Below are 6,282 nucleotides of genomic sequence, written 5' to 3'. Positions count from 1 at the left end.
TTCGGCTCGCGGCCCTTCTCGCGCGCCAATGCGGCACTCGTCGCCCAGGGCGCCGAGCCGCTGGACTGGTCCCTGCCGTGACCGGACTCTCGCCGGCCGGGCGAGCCGACAGCTTTCCCGCCCGATGCCACAACCCCGTCATGCGCAGGGGAAGATTTCCTATGCGAACAAGGACTTGCCGGCAGCGGGCGGGAAAGCCGACCACTGATGGGACTGCCGTATGACGCCCCACAGCTGGACCCGCTATGTCGCCATCGGCGACTCCTTCACCGAAGGGATGTGCGATCCACTGCCCGAGCCGTCGACCGGGTTCGTCGGGTGGGCAGACCGGCTCGCGGCGCACCTCGCGGGGGTGGCGGCCGAGGCCGGGGTTGACTTCGGCTATGCCAACCTCGCCGTCCGCGGCCGCAAGTTGGGCGATGTCGTCGGGCCGCAGTTGGACGCCGCCCTGGCGATGGCGCCCGATCTGGTCTCGATGGTCGGCGGCGGCAACGACATCCTGCGCCCGAGCGTCGACCTCGACGCGATCGCCGATCGTTTGGAAGCCGCCGTCGTGCGGATCCGAGCCACGGGCGCGGCCGTGTTGCTCGCGACTCCGACTGACCCAGCCAAGGCGGGACTGTTCAAGGCGCTGCGACCGCGCCACGCGGTGCATACGGCCAATCTGTTCTCGATCGCGGCCCGCCACGGGTGCGCGATCATCGACATCTGGGGACTCGACGCGCTCCAGGACTGGCGCATGTGGGCCGACGACCGCATCCACCTGACCAGCGAGGGACACCGCCGAGTGGCGCTCGCCGCCCAAGCCGCGCTCGGCTTCGACACCGATCGAGCGGACTGGGCGACACCACTGCCCCCGGCCGATCCTGCTGGCCGCCGCGAGGCCCTGTCCTCCCACTTGCACTGGGGCAGAAAGCATTTGGGGCCTTGGGTGGATCGGCGACTCCACGGTCGGTCGTCGGGGGACGCCGTGACGGCGAAGCGACCGACGCTTGAGCGTGTCTCCGAGCCCCGGGCCTAACGTCTGCTAGCAGCGTTTAGGTGACCTCCAGCAGGGTCTACCCTGCTCGACGTCACCCAACCTGTGCTGAGTGCGGGCCATGAGGTCGGCCCCGGCCTGGCTCGCTACATTGGCCGGTATGCCCGTGTCCCGCCTGATGCCCGACGAACTCGGCGACGATCTCATCGCCCTGGTCCGCCAGATCGCCGACAAGGAGTTGCGACCGCGCGTCGACGAGGCCGAGGCAGCGGCCGCCCGCGGCGCCGAACTGCCCCGTGACATCTTCACCACGCTCGGCGCGGCCGGCCTGCTCTCGCTGCCATATGCCGAGGAGTTCGGCGGCGGCGCTCAGCCCTACGAGACCTATTTGCAGGTCGTCGAGGAGATCGGCAGCGCCTGGATGAGCGTTGCCGTCGGGACGTCCGTGCACTCCCTCACGTGCTATCCCGTCGCCGCGTATGGCAGCCCAGAACAGCAGGCCGAGCTGCTCCCGGCCATGCTCTCCGGCGAGACGCTCGGGGCCTACTGCCTCTCCGAGCCGCTCGCGGGCTCCGACATCGCGTCCATGACGACGCGCGCCGTCGGTGACGGCACGGCATACGTGCTCAATGGGACGAAGTCGTGGATCTCGCACGCCGGGCACGCGGACTTCTACACGACCTTCGCGCGGACCTCGGACGACGGCGGGCGCGGGCTCTCGTGCTTCGTCGTCCCCGCCGACACGCCCGGGCTCAGCTTCGGCACGCCGGAACGCAAGATGGGCCTGCACTGCGACCCGGTCAGCGAGGTGCTCTTCGACAATGTCCGCGTCGACGCGTCCCGCCGGATCGGGTCCGAGGGTCAGGGCATGGCCATCGCCTTGGCGGCTCTCGACTCCGGTCGCCTCGGAATCGCCGCTGCGGCAACGGGTTTGGCGCAGTCCGCGCTCGATCTGGCGACCAGCTACGCGAAGGACCGCGTCCAGTTCGGCCGGCCGATCGCGAGCAACCAGGGCCTCGCCTTCCTGATCGCGGACATGGCGGCGGCCGTCGGCGCCGCCCGCGCGAGCTATCTGTATGCCGCCCGGTTGCGCGACGCGCGACGGCCCTTCAGCGCCGAGGCAGCCACGGCGAAGCTGGTGGCCACGGACGCCGCCATGAAGGTCACCACCGACGCGGTCCAAGTTCTCGGGGGCGCGGGCTACACGGCCGATTTCCCAGCCGAGCGCTATTTCCGCGAGGCCAAGGTGACCCAAATCTTTGAGGGCACCAACCAGATCCAGCGGCTGGTGATCAGCCGGCACGCGCTCGGCGGCTGAACCGGACGACCCATCCGTTGACATACCGGGTATGGGGGTGGAAGATCGCACCCGGGCCGGCGGAATACCGTATGCCCCGGCACCGATGGCAGGGGACGTCATGGGTTTTCGCGCACGCTCTCTGCTCCCTGCGCAGACGCAATCCGTCCAATCTGGCGAAAAGCCGTTGCTGCGCGGCGATTTCCGCGGCTCGCCTGAGGCGGCCCTCACATCTCGCGATCGCCGGCAACCTTTCGGCGCGTGCACCCGTGAAACACCCAGAGGAAGTACCGCGAAGAATGGCCGATGGTCGCAGCCGGATCAGCCGCTCGGTTGATGGCGCCCGGCCGGCCACCGAGCAAGCTTCCCAACGGAAGGCCCCGCGGCAGCCGCTGACGGGATCGTGAATCGAGAAGGGCAAGGGGAATGACCAGACGAACCACCTGGGCCGCCACGGCCGCAATCACGGCCCTCGCCGCCGGCGGGCTGGCACCGCTCGCGGCGAGCGCGCAGGCACCGAGCAAGATCACCGCCGATTGGCAGGCCACTGCGGCCACCAGCAGCCGGGCGGTCGTGTTGCCGACCGGGGACGTCATCCGGGCCCATGGCTCGACCCCCGTGCTCCTGCACCGCGCCACCTCCGGCCCACTGGTCACTATGGCGATCGGCAAGGCCCGCTACGTCTACCCCGCGGCTCTGCAGCACCAGGTCGGCGGCGTCCTCGACGCCGCGCTTTTCGACGTCAACGCCGACGCCACCGGCAGCGCCCGGGTCCCCGTCTCGATCCGGTATGCCAGCGCCGACGCCCCCACCGCCGTCCCCGGCATCGAGGTCACCGGGCGGAGCGGGTTGAGCGCCACCGGTTATGTCACACCCGCCAGCAGCCGCGCCCTTGGCCGCGCCCTCGCCACGCAGAGTGGCGACGCCCTCTTCGCCGGGGTGGCCAGCGTCCGGGCCATGCGCCCGAGCGCGCCGACTCCCCAATGGCCGATGCACACCGTCACGGTCAACGTCGTCGACGACCAGGGCAAGCCCTTCGAGGGCATGTTCGGCTACCTCAACACCACCGACGCGCAGAAGGATGGCGGCGTCGGCTTCGCCATCCGCGGCAAGGCCAAGATCAGCTTGCCCCAGGGAACCTGGCAATTCGTGGTGATGGCGTCCAGTGCGGACTGGACGAAGTCCTACATCGCCACCTCGCCCGAGGTGACAGTCAATAGCCCCCGGGATGTCCGCGTTGACGTTCGCTCGGCCACCACGCCAATCAGGACGACCCTGGCCAAGCCGGTGCGAGAGGGTGGCGCGGAGATCACCGAGTACGGCCGCGACATCGTCACGGGTGACTACTTCTCCAGGGCGTCCTGGGTGCTGCTGGGTAACTACGGAACAGGAGAGACCTTCGTGACTCCGACCGTGGGGGCCCTACACGGCACGCAACGCGTTGCGCAGGTCGTCGTCGCCGACGGGGGAAGCGCGTCGGCCCCCTACCGGTACTCGACGAATAATGGCGTGACCGGCCGCATCCCGGCCAGCCCCATCATCGCGCGCGTCGATGCCTCGAACACGGCGATCTACCGCACCAAGCTGGTCGGCGGCTTCGACCTCGCCACCTCGATGTACGGCCGGTCGGCGAATCCGCCGACGGGTGGCTGGTCGGTGGGCATGCCGCCGCCGGCGCGCGCCTTCACCGAATACGTCTCCACCGGTGGCGGCCTGATCCACGGCGCCTCGCTGACGCAGTACATCAGCTTCGATCCCGTCTTCACCGAGAAGGGGGATTTCACCGAGGATGGGCACGTCGGCCCCAAGGCGGGCACGACCACCTCCGATGTCTGGGGCCAGGCCCCGCTGCATCAGGCCTTCCGGTCACCCGGTGTCGCACCGGCGCAGTCCTGCCCGGCGTGCCTCGGCTTCGGGTCCGGCGTCAAGGGTTTCACGATCGGTGCTCTCCCGCTGAGCGATCGCACGCATACGGGCAGCGGCGACTTCACCGAGCCGGACACCTTCAGCTCGCACCTGACGATCAAGGCCGATGGCGCGACGATCATCGACCAGGACGGCCACCTCAGCGGCGCGACCGCCATCCCGGACAACACCAAGGTGCTGACCACCAGCCAGATCGCGTCCCGCTCGGGTGCACCGTTCACCCTCGCGACGACGATGACCACGACGATGTCGATCAAGACGTCATCCGCGGTCAACGCGCCGGCGAGCTGGTGGTGTCTGACCCAGACGACGTGCAAGGTTCTGCCCTTCCTCTCGGTGGACTACGCCGCCGCGTCGACCGACGCGAACGTTCTCCCCGCCGGTAGGCAGTCGATCGGGCTCACGGTCAACCAAGTCGGGCGCACGGTCGCCCAGGGCGTCACCTCGGTCAAGGCGTGGGTGTCGTATGACGGCCGCACCTGGAGCGTTGCCCCCGTCACCGGATCCGGCGCGACGTATGCCGCCGCCCTCAACGTCCCCGCGGCCGGCGCCGGCCGCACCGTCGTCGGCCTCAAGGTCGCCGTGACCGACTCGGCCGGCACCACCTTGTCCGAGCAGATCGACGGCGCCTTCCTCCTGGCGCGCTGAGCGCCCGCGACTTCACGAGAGCGAGAGAAACAGACATGAATCGCATGACCATCCGACGTGGGCTCGTGGCGCTGGCAGGCGTCACCGTCGCAGGCACAGCTTTGATCCCCGCGCTCACGGCAAGCGCCGCACCCGCGGGAGCGGGCACCCATACGGCCGCGAAGCCGAGCGGGAAGCCGTGTTCCTCCGAGACGCGCGCCGGGTACAGCCGGTGCATGAGCCGCTTCCACACCGGCTCCGGAGCGACCCCGGCCAAGGCGATGCCGTCGGGACTTTCCCCCGCCGATCTGCGCTCGGCCTACAAGCTCCCGGCGACTGGTGCGAACTCCACAGTCGCCATCATCATCGCCTTCGACGTTCCGAACGCCGAGAAGGACCTCGCGGTCTATCGCAAGACCATGGGCCTGCCGCCGTGCACCACGGCCAACGGCTGCTTCAGCAAGGTCAACCAGCGCGGAGAGCGGGGCAACTACCCACAGCCTGACGGCGGCTGGGCCCTGGAGGGTTCGATGGACCTCGACATGGTCTCCGCGGCCTGCCCGAGTTGCAAGATCCTGCTGGTCGAGGCCGACGACAACTACAACAACAACCTTGCCGAGGCAACCCGCACCGCGTGGCGCAAGGGTGCCACGGTGACCTCGCACTCCTACGGCGGGCTGGAGACGGGCTACCTGTGGGCGGATCGGGACGCCTACGAGCACAAGGGCACGACGGCTGTCGCCTCCAGCGGCGACTACGGGTTCACGTCGGCAGCCGTGCCCGCGGCCTACCGCAAGGTCGTCGCGGTCGGCGGGACGACGCTCAACAAGGCGCCTGGCACGTCGCGCGGCTGGGACGAGGACGTCTGGGGCGGCAGCGGGAGCGGGTGTTCGGCATACGTCGCCAAGAGCCCGTGGCAGAAGGACACCCACTGCCAGATGCGCACGATCGCCGATGTGTCGGCGGTCGCCGACCCGGCCACCGGCGTCGCGGTCTATGACACCTACCCCAACCCCTTCGGCCTGCCCCCAGGCTGGGTCGTCGGTGGTGGCACCAGCGCGTCCGCGCCGATCATCGCGGGCCTGATCGGTCTGGCGGGCAATGGCGCAACCTATTCGTCGGCCCAGGCCTATCGCACGCCGAGCGCGTTCTACGACGTCGTCGGCGGCCGCAATGGCCTGTGCGGCGGGGACTACCTGTGCAACGGGCTCAAGGGCTATGACGCACCCACCGGCGTGGGTTCACCCAAGGGCCTCGGCGGGCTCTGAAACGCGCCACCTCAAACCCCGGTCCGGACACTGTCCGGGCCGGGGTTTTTCCGTGCGCGCCGACGCCCGGGTTTCGGGCGCGCCAGCGCCGGGTTCGGGCTTGTCCGTGGGCCTGGGTTTCGGGCGCGCCGGGGTTCGGGCTTGTCCGTGCCCGGCTGCCCAGCGGTGGCGAGGCAGTTGGGCCC

General features: G+C 69.7%; 4 protein-coding genes and 1 pseudogene. All 5 read left to right on the top strand.

Annotated elements, in window-relative coordinates; all coding sequences use genetic code 11:
* A pseudogene (locus PKH97_RS11350) lies at positions 1–81 on the top strand (uracil-DNA glycosylase); the annotation flags it as partial.
* A 139-nt stretch (positions 82–220) separates the two neighbouring features.
* A complete protein-coding gene (locus PKH97_RS11345) occupies positions 221–1,021 on the top strand; it encodes an SGNH/GDSL hydrolase family protein (RefSeq protein ID WP_324387553.1) in 801 nt (266 codons plus the stop codon).
* A gap of 118 nt (positions 1,022–1,139) precedes the next feature.
* Positions 1,140–2,297 (top strand): acyl-CoA dehydrogenase family protein, encoded by a 1,158-nt coding sequence (locus PKH97_RS11340; protein ID WP_324387552.1) that lies wholly within the window; start codon positions 1,140–1,142, stop codon positions 2,295–2,297.
* Between the two features lie 405 nt (positions 2,298–2,702).
* Positions 2,703–4,850 carry a hypothetical protein gene (locus tag PKH97_RS11335; RefSeq protein ID WP_324387550.1) on the top strand — a complete coding sequence of 716 codons (2,148 nt, stop codon included), beginning with the start codon at positions 2,703–2,705 and terminating at the stop codon, positions 4,848–4,850.
* A gap of 215 nt (positions 4,851–5,065) precedes the next feature.
* Positions 5,066–6,097, top strand: coding sequence for a S53 family peptidase (locus PKH97_RS11330; RefSeq protein ID WP_324387548.1), 1,032 nt, complete (start codon positions 5,066–5,068; stop codon positions 6,095–6,097).
* Positions 6,098–6,282 lie beyond the last annotated feature (185 nt).

The sequence above is a fragment of the Nostocoides sp. genome (genome assembly GCF_035343835.1).
Lineage (GTDB): Bacteria > Actinomycetota > Actinomycetes > Actinomycetales > Dermatophilaceae > Nostocoides_A > Nostocoides_A vanveenii.
The sequence above is the reverse complement of the archived record's forward strand: the minus strand, read 5'-3'. Positions and strand labels throughout refer to the sequence as shown.